This window comes from Bradyrhizobium sp. HKCCYLS3077 (assembly GCF_051167555.1).
GTDB lineage: Bacteria > Pseudomonadota > Alphaproteobacteria > Rhizobiales > Xanthobacteraceae > Bradyrhizobium.
In genome coordinates this window covers 401,403-416,907 of sequence record NZ_JBNPTH010000005.1, presented here as the reverse complement: position 1 = coordinate 416,907, position 15,505 = coordinate 401,403, and the positions used below count along the sequence as shown (strand labels likewise).

15 protein-coding genes are annotated in these 15,505 nt (G+C 64.9%); 9 read left to right on the top strand and 6 right to left on the bottom strand.

Going from position 1 to position 15,505, the window contains the following annotated elements:
• Genes rnr through ACQR0Z_RS22280 form a run of 3 tightly spaced genes read left to right on the top strand, consistent with a single transcriptional unit; the run spans position 1 to position 3,626 of the window.
• Positions 1–2,388: a ribonuclease R gene (gene rnr, locus ACQR0Z_RS22290; RefSeq protein WP_434920049.1), complete on the top strand. Its 2,388-nt coding sequence runs from the start codon at positions 1–3 to the stop codon at positions 2,386–2,388.
• Positions 2,385–2,828 (top strand): DUF983 domain-containing protein, encoded by a 444-nt coding sequence (locus ACQR0Z_RS22285; protein WP_434920048.1) that lies wholly within the window; start codon positions 2,385–2,387, stop codon positions 2,826–2,828. The genes rnr and ACQR0Z_RS22285 overlap by 4 nt, the downstream gene beginning before the upstream one ends.
• A 39-nt stretch (positions 2,829–2,867) precedes the next feature.
• A complete protein-coding gene (locus tag ACQR0Z_RS22280; protein WP_434920047.1) occupies positions 2,868–3,626 on the top strand; it encodes an NUDIX hydrolase in 759 nt (252 codons plus the stop codon).
• Between the two features lie 18 nt (positions 3,627–3,644).
• Here the strand turns inward: ACQR0Z_RS22280 and ACQR0Z_RS22275 are convergent, their stop codons facing one another.
• Positions 3,645–4,025: a RidA family protein gene (locus ACQR0Z_RS22275; RefSeq protein WP_434920046.1), complete on the bottom strand. Its 381-nt coding sequence runs from the start codon at positions 4,023–4,025 to the stop codon at positions 3,645–3,647.
• Positions 4,026–4,156: 131 nt separating this feature from the next.
• On the opposite strand from ACQR0Z_RS22275, the gene ACQR0Z_RS22270 reads away from it, so the two are divergent.
• The 4 genes from ACQR0Z_RS22270 to ACQR0Z_RS22255 all read left to right on the top strand — a co-directional run bounded on the left by ACQR0Z_RS22270 (position 4,157) and on the right by ACQR0Z_RS22255 (position 8,913).
• Positions 4,157–5,494 carry an amidohydrolase gene (locus tag ACQR0Z_RS22270; RefSeq protein WP_434920045.1) on the top strand — a complete coding sequence of 446 codons (1,338 nt, stop codon included), beginning with the start codon at positions 4,157–4,159 and terminating at the stop codon, positions 5,492–5,494.
• A gap of 210 nt (positions 5,495–5,704) precedes the next feature.
• Positions 5,705–7,030 carry an LLM class flavin-dependent oxidoreductase gene (locus ACQR0Z_RS22265; protein ID WP_434920044.1) on the top strand — a complete coding sequence of 442 codons (1,326 nt, stop codon included), beginning with the start codon at positions 5,705–5,707 and terminating at the stop codon, positions 7,028–7,030.
• Between the two features lie 118 nt (positions 7,031–7,148).
• The gene (gene rpmG, locus ACQR0Z_RS22260; protein WP_006611239.1) at positions 7,149–7,316 is read left to right on the top strand and encodes a 50S ribosomal protein L33; all 168 of its coding nucleotides are present in this window, start codon (positions 7,149–7,151) and stop codon (positions 7,314–7,316) included.
• 244 nt (positions 7,317–7,560) lie between these two features.
• On the top strand, positions 7,561–8,913 hold the full coding sequence (locus ACQR0Z_RS22255) for a protoglobin domain-containing protein (protein WP_434920043.1): 1,353 nt from the start codon (positions 7,561–7,563) through the stop codon (positions 8,911–8,913).
• A gap of 67 nt (positions 8,914–8,980) precedes the next feature.
• Here ACQR0Z_RS22255 and ACQR0Z_RS22250 read toward each other — a convergent pair whose 3' ends face one another.
• Positions 8,981–9,211, bottom strand: coding sequence for a hypothetical protein (locus ACQR0Z_RS22250; RefSeq protein WP_434861687.1), 231 nt, complete (start codon positions 9,209–9,211; stop codon positions 8,981–8,983).
• 102 nt (positions 9,212–9,313) lie between these two features.
• Between ACQR0Z_RS22250 and ACQR0Z_RS22245 the strand changes: the two genes are divergently transcribed.
• Positions 9,314–9,649: a hypothetical protein gene (locus ACQR0Z_RS22245; protein WP_434920042.1), complete on the top strand. Its 336-nt coding sequence runs from the start codon at positions 9,314–9,316 to the stop codon at positions 9,647–9,649.
• The gene (locus ACQR0Z_RS22240; protein ID WP_434861685.1) at positions 9,646–9,930 is read left to right on the top strand and encodes a type II toxin-antitoxin system RelE/ParE family toxin; all 285 of its coding nucleotides are present in this window, start codon (positions 9,646–9,648) and stop codon (positions 9,928–9,930) included. Before ACQR0Z_RS22245 ends, ACQR0Z_RS22240 begins: the two co-directional genes overlap by 4 nt.
• Positions 9,931–10,052: 122 nt before the next feature.
• Here the strand turns inward: ACQR0Z_RS22240 and ACQR0Z_RS22235 are convergent, their stop codons facing one another.
• From ACQR0Z_RS22235 to ACQR0Z_RS22220, 4 genes are all read right to left on the bottom strand, one after another.
• Complete coding sequence (locus tag ACQR0Z_RS22235; protein WP_434920041.1) at positions 10,053–10,454, bottom strand: DUF1127 domain-containing protein; 402 nt, start codon at positions 10,452–10,454, stop codon at positions 10,053–10,055.
• A gap of 475 nt (positions 10,455–10,929) precedes the next feature.
• Positions 10,930–11,334 carry a DUF1127 domain-containing protein gene (locus ACQR0Z_RS22230; RefSeq protein WP_434920040.1) on the bottom strand — a complete coding sequence of 135 codons (405 nt, stop codon included), beginning with the start codon at positions 11,332–11,334 and terminating at the stop codon, positions 10,930–10,932.
• A gap of 370 nt (positions 11,335–11,704) precedes the next feature.
• The gene (locus tag ACQR0Z_RS22225; RefSeq protein WP_434920039.1) at positions 11,705–12,316 is read right to left on the bottom strand and encodes an ATP-binding protein; all 612 of its coding nucleotides are present in this window, start codon (positions 12,314–12,316) and stop codon (positions 11,705–11,707) included.
• Between the two features lie 1,759 nt (positions 12,317–14,075).
• Positions 14,076–15,494 carry a PleD family two-component system response regulator gene (locus ACQR0Z_RS22220; RefSeq protein WP_434861681.1) on the bottom strand — a complete coding sequence of 473 codons (1,419 nt, stop codon included), beginning with the start codon at positions 15,492–15,494 and terminating at the stop codon, positions 14,076–14,078.
• Positions 15,495–15,505: the final 11 nt, after the last annotated feature.

Sequence of the window (15,505 nt, the reverse complement as noted above, 5' to 3'; positions counted from 1 at the left end):
ATGATCAAAAAGCGCGACATCGGCTTCCCTCCGCGGGAGGCCATCGTCGCCTTCATCCGCGCCAATCCGGGCAAGATCGGCACCAAGGACATCGCCCGCGAATTCGGCCTCAAGAACGCCGACCGCGCAGCCCTCAAGGAGCTGCTGCGCGAGCTCATCGCCGACGGCACCATCAAGAAGAGCGGCCGCAAGAAGATCGTCGAGCCCGCGACGCTGCCGGCGACACTGGTCGCCGACATCACCGGCCGCGACAGCGACGGCGAGCTGATCGCAAAACCCGCCGAGTGGGACGAGGCCGAGCAGTCCGAGCCGCCGCGCATCCGTATCTACGCGTCTCGCCTCGCCAAGCCCGGCGCCACCGCCGGCGTCGGCGACCGCGCCTTGCTCCGCGTCGAGCCGATCAACGATGCCGACGGCATCGCCTATCGCGGCCGCGTGCTGAAGGTGCTCGACCAGGCCCGCAACCGGGTGCTCGGCATCTTCAAGAGCAACCCCAATGGCGGCGGTCGCCTCATCCCCGTCGACAAGAAGCAGGCCGGCCGCGAGCTGTCGATTGCGCCGGGCGATACCCGCGACGCCAAGGACGGCGATCTCATCAGCGTCGACCTGTTGCGCGGCCGCGGCTACGGCCTGCCGGCGGGCCGCGTGAAGGAGCGCTACGGCTCGGTGGCGACCGAGAAGGCGATCAGCCTGATCGCGATCCACGCCCACGAGATTCCGATGGACTTCTCGGCCGCGGCCGTCGCGGAAGCCGAAGCCGCGCAGCCGGCGAACCTGAAGGGCCGCGAGGACTGGCGCGAACTGCCGCTGGTCACGATCGATCCGCCCGATGCGAAGGACCATGACGACGCGGTCCATGCCGAGCCGGATCCCGATCCGAACAATGCCGGCGGCTTCATCCTCCACGTCGCGATCGCCGACGTCGCCTACTACGTGCGTCCGGGCTCGGCGCTCGATCGCGACGCGCTGATCCGCGGCAATTCGGTGTACTTCCCCGACCGCGTCGTGCCGATGCTGCCGGAGCGCATCTCCAACAATCTGTGCTCGCTCGTGCCGGGCGAGCCGCGCGGCGCGCTCGCCGTGCGCATGGTGCTGGGCGCCGACGGCCGCAAGCGGTCGCACTCGTTCCACCGCGTGCTGATGCGTTCGGCCGCAAAACTCTCCTACGCGCAGGCGCAAGCCGCCATCGACGGCAAGCCGGACGACGTCACCGGCCCCCTGCTCGGGCCGATCCTCAAGCCGCTCTATGCCGCCTATGAGGTCGCCAAACGCGGCCGCGATGCGCGCGATCCGCTCGACCTCGATCTTCCCGAGCGCAAGATCCTGTTGAAGCCGGACGGCACCGTCGACCGCGTCGTGGTGCCGGAGCGGCTCGACGCGCACCGGCTGATCGAGGAGTTCATGATCCTCGCCAACGTCGCCGCGGCGGAAGCGCTGGAGAAGAAGGCGCTGCCGCTGATCTACCGCGTGCATGACGAGCCGACGGTCGAGAAGGTGCACGCGCTGCAGGAGTTCCTGAAGACGCTCGACGTGCCCTTCGCCAAGTCGAGCGCGCTGCGGCCGTCGCTGTTCAACCGCGTGCTGACCTTGGTCGCCGGCCAGGACTACGAGAAGCTCGTCAACGAGGTCGTGCTGCGCTCGCAGGCGCAGGCCGAGTACTCCTCGGAAAATTACGGGCATTTCGGCCTGAACCTGCGCCGCTATGCGCACTTCACCTCCCCCATTCGCCGCTACGCCGATCTCGTCGTGCATCGCGGACTCTTACGCGCGCTCGGCCTCGGCGACGGCGCCCTGCCCGACAGCGAGACGCCGGATCATCTCGCCGAAGTCGCGGCGCAGATCTCGGTCACCGAGCGGCGCGCGATGAAGGCCGAGCGCGAGACCGCCGACCGCCTGATCGCGCACCATCTCGCCGATCGCGTCGGCGCCAGCTTCCAGGGCCGCATCTCCGGCGTCACCCGCGCGGGCCTCTTCATCAAGCTCGACGACACCGGCGCCGACGGCCTGGTTCCGATCCGAACCCTCGGCACGGAATATTTCGACTATGACGAGACGCGCCACGCGCTGATCGGCCAGCGCAGCGGTGCCATGCACCGGCTGGGTGACGTCGTCGACGTGCGTCTGGTAGAAGCTCAACCGGTGGCCGGCGCACTGCGCTTCGAACTGCTGACGCAGGCTGACGTCCTGGTGTCGCGGCATCCGCGCGGCGCAGGCCCTAGGCGCAAGAATACCGTCGGGACGCACGCCAAGGCGAGCAACAAGGCGGCCAAGCGGGGCAAGTCCGAAGCTCGCACGAAGCATAAAGACAAGAGCCGTAAGAAAAGCCAGAAGGCAGGGGCAAAACGCAAGCCCGGCACATCGAAGAAAGGCCAATCATGGACGCCATGAGTTCAACGCCTAGCGCATTGCCACAGACCTGGACCCGCGACGCCGGTCTCGCCGAGAAGCGCGACGTCTGGACCGCGATGAAGCGCGGCCTGCGCGGCCGCTGCCCGCGCTGCGGCGAGGGCAAGCTGTTCCGCGCCTTCCTGAAGGTTGCCGACAATTGCGACCGCTGCGGCCAGGATTTCTCCGGCCACCGCGCCGACGACCTGCCGGCCTATCTCGTCATCGTCATCGTCGGCCACATCATCGTGCCGATGGCGCTGTCGATCGAGACCAACTACGCGCCGCCGGTGGCGCTGCAGCTCGCGATCTATCTGCCGGTGACCTTGATCGCCTCGCTCGCGCTGCTGCAGCCGGTCAAGGGCGCCGTGGTCGGGCTGCAGTGGGCGTTCCGCATGCATGGCTTCGACGACAATCCGGTCGAGGGCATCCCGCCGGTGTGAGCCGACAACGGATCAACTAATAAGAACAAGCGGGGGGACATGAGCGAGACGGCACAGGCGACGAGCGCACCGGCGGGCAAGCCCGCCGAGAAGGAAGCGGACCACCATCCCTACACCAAGCCGCGTGATGCCGCGACCCTGATCCTGGTCGACCGCAGCGGCTCCGTGCCGAAAGTGCTGGTCGGCAAGCGTCACGACAAGGTCGTGTTCATGCCCGGCAAGTTCGTCTTCCCCGGCGGCCGCGTCGACAAGACCGATCACCGCATTCCGGTCGCAGCTCCGATGCCGGCCGAGCTCGAAGCCAATCTGTTCAAGGGCAAGCCGCAGACGACGCCATCGCGCGCGAAATCGCTCGCGGTCGCCGCGATCCGCGAGGCCTGCGAGGAAACCGGCCTCTGCCTCGGGCGCAAGGTCGACGGCCCCGCGCCCAAGCTTGACGGCCCCTGGGCGCCGTTTTCGGAAGCCGGCCTGCTGCCCGATCCCTCCGGCCTGTTCCTGATCGCCCGCGCCATCACCCCGCCCGGCCGCATCAAGCGCTTCGACACCCGATTCTTCACCGCTGACGCCTCCGCCATCACCCACCGCGTCGACGGTGTCATCCACGCCGATGCCGAGCTGGTCGAGCTGGTCTGGGTGGAGCTCGGCTCGAAACCGCTCGCCGACCTGCACCCGATGACCAAGAACGTCCTCCACGAGCTCGACAAGCGCTTGGCCACCGGCCCGCTGCGCCACGACGCCGAGGTGCCGTTCTTCCACTTCTACGGCGGCAAGATGCAGAAGGACGTGCTGGGCGGGTGATGCGCTCCAGCGCGGTCATCAGTCATGGATGATCGCTGTCATCTCGATCTCGACCCGAGCGTTCGCGGGCGTAAGACCGGCGACCTGTACCAGCGTGCTAGCCGGCAGCACCGTGCCGAAGGCTTCGCCGTGGGCGCGAGCAACATGATCGATGTCAGCCATGTCGGTCACGTAAACGACCGTCCGCACCACATGGCGAAGCTCCGCTCCCGCCTTCTCCAGCGCTTCGGCGATGATGCCGATCACGCGCTGCGCCTGGACATAGGCATCGCGATCCAGATCAGGACCTCGCGCGGTCGTTCCGGAGACGAAGATTTGCTGGCCGACGCGAACGGCGCGTGCATAGCCGTAGCGGTCTTCAAACGGATAGCCAGAGGAGATATTGAGCCGTTCTGACACCTCGAATGCTCCCTCGCGAGCGGGTTTGAGATCACACCCGACGTGCTCGCCGTGATGCGCAAGATCGACGGGACTGCTGGTCGTCGACCGCCGAAAGGTATTTAATGACGGCGTTCATTGGGAGCCTCTCCATGAAGCAGTTTCTCGTCGCCCTGCTCGCGTCAGTTGCATTGTCCACCGTGGTCTCGGCACAGGCTCGCGCAGATCTCGATGTCGCGGCGTTGAAGAGCACCATCACCGCGTCGCTCGAACGCGACTATCCCGCGCTCGACGTGCTCTACAAGGATCTGCACGCCCATCCCGAGCTTGCCTTCCAGGAAGTCAAAACCGCGGCGAAGCTTGCGGAGCAGATGCGCGCGCTCGGCTTCGAAGTCACCGAGAAGGTCGGCAAGACAGGCCTCGTCGCGCTCTATCGCAATGGCGAGGGCCCGACGATCATGGTGCGCACCGAGCTCGACGCGCTGCCGATGGAGGAAAAGACCGGCCTGCCCTATGCGAGCCGCGACAAGGCCATTTGGAACGGGCGCGAGACCTTCGTCGCGCATAGCTGCGGCCACGACATCCACATGGCGAGCTGGGTCGGCACGGCCAAGACGCTGGTCGGCCTGAAGGACAAGTGGAAGGGCACCTTGATGTTCATCGCCCAGCCGGCCGAGGAAGAAGTCGCTGGTGCCAAGGCGATGCTGGCCGACGGCCTGTTCACGCGCTTCCCGAAACCCGATGTCGGCTTCGCCCTGCATGATGGTGGCTTCGCTTACGGCTCGCTCACCTACCGCACGGGTATCGGCTCCTCCAGTGCGGACGGACTGTTCGTTCGTTTCCACGGCCGCGGCGGCCACGGCGCGGCGCCGCACCAGACGATCGATCCGGTGATGATGGCGGCGCGCTTCGTGGTCGACCTGCAGAGCGTGATCAGCCGCGAGAAGGACCCGACCGAGTTCGGCCTCGTCACGGTCGGCGCGATCCATGGCGGCACCGCCGGCAACATCATTCCGGACAACGCCTTCGTCGCCGGCACGATCAGGACCTTCAAGCCGGAGGTGCGCGCGAAGATCGTGGCCGGCGTCGAGCGCACGGCCAAGGCCGTCGCCGCCATGGCGGATGCGCCGTCGCCGCAGATCGAGATCACCGAGGGCGCCAAGGGCGTCATGAATGATTCTGCTGTCGTTGCGGCCGGCGAGAAGGTGCTGCGGGCGGCCTTCGGCGACAAGCTGATGCTGGTCCCGCCGACCACGACCAGCGAGGACTATTCCGAGTTCGTCGCGGCCGGCGTGCCCTCGATGTTCTTCGGCATCGGCGTTTACGAACCTGAGCGCGTCGCCGCAGCCCGCAACGGCACCGGCCCGCAACTGGCGCCGAACCACTCCCCGCAATTCGCGCCGGTGCCGAAGCCGACCATCGAGACCGGCGTCACGGCCATGACGCTCGCCGTGCTCTCGGCGTTCGACGAACGCGCAAAGGGGAATTAGGCGGAGCGGCGACGGCATCCCAACCTTCACGGAGTGGGTCCCGGCTCAAGGCCGGGACGACACCGTTGTTTGGACTGCCTGCTCGGCCCTCATTGGCATGAACGTTCTCTGTCGGCATTGAAAACGAAATCGTGTTCTGCGCCGGCTTGCTGACACGCGCCCGCGAAGTTCCTATCTGCTGAAAGACAGCAACCATCCGCGGACGCCCCCATGGCCCCTCGTCAACTCAAGCTCGGCGCGTTCATGCGCCCGGTCTCGATCCACACCGGCGCGTGGCGCTATCCTGGCGCCTGGCCGGACGCCAACTTCAATTTCGCGCATCTTAAGCAGCTGATCCGCAAGCTCGAGGCCGGCAAGTTCGACGCCTTCTTCATGGCCGATCATCTGGCCGTGCTGAACATGCCGATCAATGCGCTGAAGCGCAGCCACACCGTGACCTCGTTCGAGCCGTTCACGCTGCTGTCGGCATTGTCGGCGGTCACCGAGAACATCGGCCTGATCGCGACGGGCTCGACCACCTTCGACGAGCCCTATCACGTCGCCCGCCGCTTCGCCTCGCTCGACCATCTCTCCGGCGGCCGCGCCGGCTGGAACATCGTCACGACGTCGAACCCCGACGCCGCGCTGAATTTCGGCCTCGACGATCACATGGAGCACGCCGAGCGCTACAAGCGCGCCCGCGAGTTCTACGACGTCGTCACCGGCCTGTGGGATTCCTTCGCCGACGACGCGTTCGTGCGCGACGTCGAGAGCGGGCTGTTCTTCGATCCCGACAAGATGCACGTGCTCGACCACAAGGGCAAATATCTCAAGGTGCGGGGACCGCTGAACATCGCCCGTCCCGTGCAGGGCTGGCCGGTGATCGTGCAGGCCGGCGCCTCCGAGGACGGCAAGCAGCTCGCGGCCGAGACCGCGGAGGCCGTGTTCACCGGCGGCGGCAGTCTCGCCGATGGCCAGAAGCTCTACGCCGACATCAAGGGCCGCATGGAGAAGGTCGGCCGCAATCCCGAGCATCTGAAGATCCTGCCCGGCGCCTTCGTCGTGGTCGGCGACAGCGACGCCGAGGCCAAGGAGAAGCGCGCGCTCCTCAACAGCAAGGTGCACTACGACAGCGCCATCGCCTCGCTCTCGGTGATCCTCGGCACCGATGCCTCCGGCTTCGATCCCGACGGCCAGCTGCCCGAGATCCCCGAGACCAACGCCTCCAAGAGCGGCCGCCAGCGCCTGGTCGACGTCGCCGCCCGCGACAAGCTCACGGTGCGGCAGCTGGCGCAGCGGGTCGGCGGCTATGGCGGGCTCGCCTTCGTCGGCACGGCCAAGACGATCGCCGACCAGATGCAGGATTGGCTGGAAAGCCGCGCCTCGGACGGCTTCAACATCATGTTCCCGTTCCTGCCCGCCGGCCTCGACGACTTCGTCGACAAGGTGATTCCCGAGCTGCAGCGCCGCGGGATCTTCCGGACCGAGTACGAAGGCCCCACCTTGCGCGACAATCTCGGGCTTCCCCGGCCCAAAAACCGGTTCTTCGAGACCTAGAATCCCAGAATCTGGCCCGGCAACCTTGACTTTGGGGGCTGGCTGGGTAGTTTGCCGGCCAACGGCGCCCCCTCTTTGGCCGGTGCCCACCCTATCCCCGATTCCAGAGGTTCAAGACATGGCCAAAGCGGTCACCATCAAGGTCAAGCTCGTGTCGTCGGCCGACACCGGCTTCTATTATGTTGCCAAGAAGAATTCGCGCACCATGACCGACAAGATGGTCAAGAAGAAGTACGACCCGGTCGCGCGCAAGCACGTCGAATTCCGCGAAGCCAAGATCAAGTAAAAGATCAAGTAGATCGCGGACGCTATGACTTCAACGGGGCCGTTTCGGCCCCGTTTTTTATTGCCCCGTTCACGCCGGCACCCGCCAATACCGTCGACGGCATCCAGCTCTCGGACCCAAAATCAGTAAAGTTCTTGGTTCCTTCGTAAGGAACCATCAACCAAAATCGTGCAATCCTGAAGGGTAGCAACGCACCCGCAGCGCGGGCTCACCCACGCGTCTTGGCTTCACGGGCTGACCAGCGATGACCGATCTTGCCACCCTGCAATCCCGTCTCGACTTCATCGGGATCGACAATGCGACGCGGGACAGCCTGCGCGAACTGCGGCCGCTGATCGGCAAGGTGCTGCCCGCTTTGCTTCAGCAGTTCTACGCCCATGTCGGCAAGTACCAGCAATTGGCGAAGATGTTCTCCGGCCAGGCCGCGATGAAGCACGCCTCGCAGGCTCAGTTCGATCACTGGATGTCGCTGGCGACCGCCAAATTCGACGACGCCTATGTGACGTCGGTCACCCGCATCGGCCAGGCCCATCACCGCATGGGACTGGAGCCGCGCTGGTACATCGCGGGCTATTCGCTGATCGTCACCGGCCTGCAGAAGGCGATCGAAACCGAGCTGTCGGACGGCTGGTTCGCGGGCGCCGCCGCGCGCGAGAAAAAGGCGGCGCTGCAGGCGGCGATCACCAAGGCCGCGATGATCGACATGGACCTCGCGATCTCGGTCTATCTCGATGCCGCCAAGACCGAGCAGCACGCTGCGACGAAGCGCATGGCCGACGAGTTCGAAGCCACCGTCGGACAGATCATCAACAAGGTCCATTCCGACGCGCGCACGCTGGAGGTGTCGGCGAACAGCCTCAGCAAGACCGCCGAGCAGACACAGCAGCTATCGACGAGCGCGGCCTCCGCCTCCGGCCAGGTCTCGGCCAACGTGCAGTCCGTGGCCTCGGCCGCCGAGCAGATGACCTCCTCCGTGCACGAGATCGGCCGCCGGGTCACGGAATCGACCACCATCGCCAGGGAAGCCGTGCGCCAGATCGAACAGACGGACGCCGGCATCAGCGAGCTGTCGCGCACCGCCGAGCGCATCGGTGACGTCTTGAAGCTGATCACCTCGATCGCAGCCCAGACCAATTTGCTCGCCTTGAACGCCACCATCGAGGCGGCACGGGCGGGCGAAGCCGGCCGCGGCTTCGCCGTGGTCGCCTCCGAGGTCAAGGCGCTGGCCTCGCAGACCGCCAAGGCGACCGAGGAGATCGGCCAGCAGATCGAAGGCATCCAGAACGCAACGCAGTCGTCGGTGACCTCGATCAAGCAGATCGGCGGCACCATCCAGCAAATCTCGGAGATCGCGGCCGGCATCGCCGCCGCCGTCGAGCAGCAGGGCTCCGCCACGGGTCAGATCTCGCGCAACGTCCAGGAGGTCGCCAGCGGCACCGCCCGCGTCGCCGGCAACATCGGCGACGTCAGCGAGGGCGCCAACGCGACCGGCAACGCCTCGTCCCAGGTGCTCGCCTCAGCGCACTCGCTCTCGCGCGAGAGCAATCACCTCAAGGACGAGCTGGACAAATTCCTGCGCAAGGTGCGCACGGCCTGATCACGCAAGAAGGGCGGACCAGCGTCAGCCGTCCGCCCTGTCACGTCGAGAACGCGTGCGCGACGGCTTACATGCCGTGGCTGGAGAACACTGCCGAGCAGCGCTTGCTCAGCTTGGCCCGGTTCTGCATCAGACAATTCTGCACGCCGAAATCATCGCCGAGCTGAGCGCGGCAGAAGCGCTTGGCGTCGGGCGCGCAGGCCTTCTGCTCCTGCGGCGTGCCCATGTGGCCCTGCGCCAACGCGAGCGACGGCAGAACAACCAGCGATACCGCAGCCGCAAACACCAGCTTCTTCATGAGGTCTCCTCCTTTGAGGAAGACAAACGCCCGCCCCGGCGGCCGGTTCCCGCGCAAAGGGCCATCGAAGACGGGTTCGGGAGCTCGTCTGCATCCGGCGCGGTGATCAGCTGCCTCGACAGCCTGTGCCGGCACCGCTATCTTTGCTGCATGAACCTCGTCCGCCGTACCATCGAGATCGACGCAACCACCGATACTCGCCTGTCCGAGATGGCGGCCGAGCGCGGCCAGGACATCGCCGCAGTTCTTGCGGAAGCCGTGGCGCTGCTTGATTCCGTGATCGACATCGCAGGTCCCGATATTGCCGAGGACCGGCGGCGCCTCGATACATTCAAGCAAACGGGTCTCGCCGTGCCCCTGAATGAGGTAAAGGCGTGGGTCGCTAGCTGGGGATCGGCAGAGGAATTGACACCTCCGGCTCCGCGAAAGATTCGATGATCCTGTTTGCGCCCGAGGCCATATCGGACCTCGAGCGCGTCAGAACGTTTCTCGACGAGCGCAATCGCGACGCGGCACGACGTGCACTCTCTGCGATTTGGACGGCGATCGATCGGCTGCAGGAGTTTCCTGACATGGGGCAACCAACGCGAGATGCCGACATCAGGCAGATCGTCGTGCGGTTTGGGGCATCTGGCTATATTGTTCGCTATGCTCTCATGCCGCAGTCGAACGATATCCTGATCACTCGCGTCTGGCATGGTCGCGAGGCGCGGAGCTGAGACCACAGTCCCTTACGAATGAGCCTGTGGCGAACGGATCGCCTGGTGACGTGCGCGTTATCACGGCGGATCGACGCTGATCCGCCGTGAGACGATTGAAACACGCAGAGCTGAGATCACGGCTACATCACGCCGCGGGACATCATGAGATGCGTCGTATCGTACTTGAGCCGTTCGAGCGCGCGGTGCGCGGCGAGGTGCTCGATGTCGCTTCTGCTCAGGCCGATGTCCAGCAATTGCGCCTCGCTGAGGTCGCGCAGATGGGCTCTCATCTTCCGCCGCCGGCGGCTCTCCTGAAATGCCTGCCAGGACTGCCCGAGCCAACTGATGAGGCCTGCCGCTGCGCCTGGCGGCGCCGCCGCATCCTTGTCGGACACGACACGCAGCGCCGGGGTGGGCGCGTTGGGGCGCGGCACAGCTTGCGCAGCGCCCGTCGCGTTCGTTTTGGCGATGACATGACGAACCACACTGAGCGGCGCGGCATCGCGCGCGGTCTCGGCGGTGAGATGGGTCTGAGGTGGCATCGGTCGCTCCTGCTTTGTGATGCCGGCAGGGAGCGTGGCCCAACAAAAAGGCCCCGTCCGATGCCGGCGGGGCCTGGTGGAATGATCGTGTCATCGAAATCCTAGCGCACGACTCCTCCCACGGCCCGGCTACGGCGGGTCGTATTTTTGCGATAGGAATGGCGCACGACGTTAATCATGATTTGCAAGTACCACGAGAATTGATCGAGATCAAGCCATGTAGTTCCTGCGCGCACAACTGAGCAGCCATGCGAGGCTCGTATCCCGCCGAGCTGCGCGCAAACGATCTCTCCAGCAGAAGAGTGCCGAGAGAAGAGCGTGATCTCACCTCCGTCATTGCGAGCGCAGCGAAGCAATCCAGGGGCGTGGGCGGGACCCTGGATTGCTTCGCTTCGCTCGCAATGACGTCGTGGCTCAGCATCTCGCGCTATCGGCCAACCATCCCTAGCTCTGCATCTCTACGGTCCGCAGCCGGCTACATTCCCCTGCGCGAGACCAGATGTCGCGGGTTGTCCCTCAAGCTCTCGAGCGTCCGCAACGCACTGATGTGTTCGATCTCGGCGCGCGTGAGGCCGATGTCGGTGAGCTCGCGTTCGCTCAGCTCGTACAGACTTGCCCGCACGCTCTCCCGGCGTTGCCACTCTTGCATGGCGCGCCAGCACCAGCCGATCAGGCGGATGATGAGCCAGGTCGGCCTGGCCGGCGGGCCGGCCGCGTCCTTTTCCGACAACACCTCTCGCAAGGCTGCGATCGGCGCGTCGGGCTGCGTCGATGGCTGCAAACTACTGATCGCGTCGGTGGCTGAAGCGATCGAGAGATCGACATTGAGTCCTGACAAGTGCCCGGAGTCGATCGCCGGGTTGATCTGATGCGGTGGCATCCTACGCTCCTGCTGTTGTGCCGGCAGGGAGCAAAGGCCAAACGAAAAGGCCCCGTCCGATGCCGGCGGGGCCTGGTGAGAACATCGCGTCGTCGATATCCTAGCGCGCGACTCCTTCCATGGCCCGGCCGAAGCCGGTCATGTGATCGAAGTTGACGATGCGGATCGATGTGCTCATGAGACCTGGATACCACCGGTATCGGATAAAATCAAGAGATGTTCCGCATGACGGCACATCTCTGGCGGGAGTATTTCGAGCTGATGACTTTGCGACGTGTCGTAGGGCGGATGAGCGTTTGCGTAGTCCGCCATTTCACGGCCAGACAAGCGGCGGATTACGCTCCGCTCATCCGCCCTACGGCGCTGATGATCAAACTTGCAGACTGATCTCGTGGTTGCCGCCATTCCGCCGATCCGATAGCGTTACCGTCACTCCAGCCTTGAACACCGGCAGCTTGCGCAGGTGGTGCTCGATCCTGGCCAGATCGAATGCCCCATTGGAAAACACCTCCGCATTCGGACAGAACGTGATTTCCGTCCCACGCCTGGGCGTGCCATCCACGATCTCCGTGTCTCCGACCATGGTCAACGGCGCCTCGCAACGGCCGCGGCGGAAGCGCATGCCATGCTCCTTGCCGTTACGCCAGATGCGCAGTTGTAGCCACTCCGACAGCGCATTGACCACGAGAAGCCACGAGGGCTGACGGAACGCGTAGTCAAGACGCGTCATGACAAATTCGACGGCTGGGATGCCGTCCGATGGATGTATTTCGGTCGGAATGCCGCGGCCATTGTCGCGGATCGTCACCGAACCGTCGGCATTCAGAGCAACGTCCAGCCGATCACCGAACCCGGCGAGCGCCTCATCCACGGCATTGTCGACCAGGATTTCGATCATCCGGTGCAACCCCGTGCCGTCGGTCGTATCGCCGACATACATCCCGGGGCGTCGTTGGACGACGTCGATACCATCCAAAGCCATGTGATCCACCCATCGCGATTGTCGTCAAAAGGACGCTACCGATTACGCTGCGATAATAATCTGACCTACCGACCCAACGGTCGTTCGGGGCATCCGCTTGCAACCCACCTCGCAGCATCGCCCCAACCGACGACGAAGTCGTGGTGATTATGGCAGAGGAGGTAACTGGCATCCCTGTCGGAGACGAAAAATTCCATTGGCGGGCACTCCTCCAGGACACGTAGCAGATCCGCACCGCTACGGAATGTCCACCACGCGCTCGCCCGCGCCACAAACAACACACATTCGCTCCTGCCGACATAGGTCGGAATGAGTTGCCATCCCTCTGTACTGTGCAGGCCTTGAGGCGCCTCGGGGTTGTCCCAAGGCGCATGACTGAGAACATTCGCGCCGAGGCGATTGCGTAGCAGTGCCGCCATTGCACGCCGCTGCTTGTCATCGAGCAAAGCAGCGACGACCTTTGTTTGGTGGATTGCTAAAGAGATACAATCAGACATCGTGATGCGGTGCCAGCTGGCCCGAATATCGCTTTGCAGTTGGTCCAGCGGATCACGCAGCGCTGATCCGTCCTACACAGCTGTCTCGCCTCCACCAAACTCGACGGAGACCTCCAGGACAGACGAGCGCAGCATCGTCCGGTCTGCGGACCTACGGCGCCGCCCGGGCGGGTCTAAAACGATCCACGATGAAGACGGCCAACCACCCCGCGACGCCTCCCATGAGTGCCAACGTCGAGACATTGCTCTGAACACTGAAAGCTTCGAGGATCAGGACGCCGCAAAACATCAGCACGCCAGTCAGGGCACCAACTAAAACACTCACACGGATCGGTCTCATACGCCCACCTCCTGAGAACATGTGGCGCTCCGGGCAAATCTAGCACGACGGGCAAAACAGATCACTCACGGAGTCGCCCGCCGCACGACCTTGGCCGAAATCGAAGCAACCCTCCAGCATCGGCTCCCTGCCGGACCGGCATGAACGAGCGCTGCGCCGAGAAACTCATTTTCTCAATCGCATCAACCGGATCGTGTTGATCGGCCGCCGTCAGCCGAAGATTCTTGTTTCGTTTTTACAGAATTCATGCTATCCCTCCCTCATCCCACCTCGCCAAGAGGGGCGCATCGCGATCGTCACGAGCGTGAGGTGGGTTGCGGTGGGCGTGTCGGGGTGCAGCGTGGTTGATCCGCGCGGACGAACATCCTGGTGCGCACGGTGAAGCCGTGTGGTCCTGGCCTCCCGACGCTGAGGCCAAGTCGGCGCTTGCGACGAGCGCGCTGATGACGGGGGCAAGAACGCCGGTCCCCGGGGAGAGCACGGAGTAAGCCGTAAAGCCATCGCGCAGGGAGGGCCGGATGTCCGGTCCGTACCTGTGGTTCTGCCGCGTGCTTTTTTTGCTGCACGCGGACCATGGGTGCGACCCGCACCCGGCCTTCCCTGCGCCCTCTGTTCTCGATGAGGGTTTTGATGGGCACAACTCGGGCGCGGAGGCGCGGCGAGGATGATGAGCTATGTCCTGCAGTCTGTTGCCACACACCCGCTGTCATTCCGGGGCGCGACGTAGTCGCGAGCCCGGAATCCATACCCCCGAGCCGTGGTTTGGCGAAGGCAGCCGCCACTGGCACCTCGCGACACAGAACCGTTCGTGGCTATGGATTCCGGCTCGCGCTACGCGCGCCCCGGAATGACGTGTGGAGAGGGCATAACCGCTCGCGATCAGCGCATTCGGGGTGATAAGGCGGCGCAGCGCCCCTGCCCTCTATCGACCCCTGCCCGCGGCCTGCGGCAGGAACGACGGCTGATGCGTCGGCGCGATCGCGACCGCGCGGTTGCGGCCTTCGTTCTTGGCGCGATAGAGCGCATTGTCGGCACGCTTCATGACGTCGGCGACCGGCTCGCCCTTCTGCTCGAGGGTGGAGATTCCGATCGAGACCGTGACCTCGATGCGCTTCTCGCCCTTGTGCACCGAGAACGGCTCGTTGGCGACCGAGCGGCGCAGGCGCTCGGCGACCATGCCGGCCACGTGCAGATCGGTCTCGGGCATCACGATGACGAACTCCTCGCCGCCATAGCGACAGGCGAGATCGATGCCGCGGATCGACTTGCGCACCCGCATCGCGAACTCACGCAGCACGTCGTCACCGGCATCGTGGCCGTAAGTGTCGTTGATCGACTTGAAGTAGTCGATGTCGAGCATCATCAGCGCCAGCGGCTTGCCGCGGCTCGCGGCCTGGTCGGCGAGCGTCGCCAGATGCGATTCCATGTAACGACGGTTGTGCAGGCCGGTGAGCGCGTCGGTGATCGCCATCTCGATCGAGTTCTGGACGTTGTCGCGCAGATGATCGGTGTAGCGGCGCTTGCGGATCTGGGTGCGGGCGCGCGCCATCAGCTCGTTCTTGTCGACGGGACGCAGCAGATAGTCGTTGACGCCGATCTCGAGACCACGCAGCAGCCGGGAATTGTTCTCGGCCTCCGCAATCGCGAGGATCGGCACGTGACGGGTCCGCTCCAGCGAGCGGAGCTGGCTGCACAGCCTCAGGCCGTCGAAGTCGCTCAAATCGAGCGAGACGATCACGAGGTCGTAATTGCCCTCCGCGGCATTGAACACGGCCTCGGCCGGATTGGGCTCGACATCGACGGAATGCTCGGCCGCGAGCATCGGGCCGAGCCGCTCGTAGGACGAGGGACGATCGTCGACCAGCAGCACCCTACCGCCCTTGCCCGTATCGGCGACGGCATTGCGCTCCGGCGCCTGCACGCCGATCTCCAGCGAGGTGAGCGCGCGCATGCGCAGCTCGTCAGTCATCATCTTCAGCCGGGTCAGCGAGCGCACGCGGGCGATCAGCACGACGTCGGAGACGGGCTTGGTCAGGAAGTCGTCGGCGCCGGCCTCCAGGCCGCGCACGCGGTCGGACGGGCTGTCGAGCGCCGTCACCATCACCACCGGAATGAAATGCGTCGCAGGGTTCGACTTCAGCCGGCGGCAGACCTCGAAGCCGTCCATGTCCGGCATCATGACGTCGAGCAGGATGATGTCGCATTCGGCGCGCTGGCAGATCTGCAGCGCTTCGGCGCCGTTCGAGGCGGTAAGCACGTCGAAATATTCGGCCGACAGCCGCGCCTCCAACAGCTTGACGTTGGCGGGGACGTCGTCGACCACAAGGATGCGCGCGGACACTGCAGAAACTC